Raw genomic sequence first — 286 nt, forward strand, 5'->3', positions numbered from 1 at the left:
GCACCAATCAGCCCAACCACGAATACGGTGATCACGATACCCAGCAGTGGCGGGGCGCTGAAAGTACTCAGAAAATCCGGCAAATTGGGCAGCAAGGCACTCTTGCGTGCCGCTGGCATGACCAGAATCGCGGTCAGATACGCGGCAATGGCCATAAAAGCCGGATGGCCAAAACTGACAATTCCGGTGTTGCCGACGTAAATACCCAGAGCCACCACCAGTACAACCAGAATAAAGAAGTAGCTCACCGTATTGTTCATGGCGGTACTGCCAAACACCGTTGCTG

1 protein-coding gene is annotated in these 286 nt (G+C 53.8%); it reads right to left on the minus strand.

What is annotated here, in order from left to right:
* Nucleotides 1-260, minus strand: a 260-nt coding sequence (locus Q4563_RS19195; protein WP_303605648.1) for a hypothetical protein, incomplete at its 3' end; no start/stop codon positions are given.
* Between the last annotated feature and the right edge of the window lie 26 nt (nucleotides 261-286).

The organism is Gilvimarinus sp. 1_MG-2023 (genome assembly GCF_030548285.1).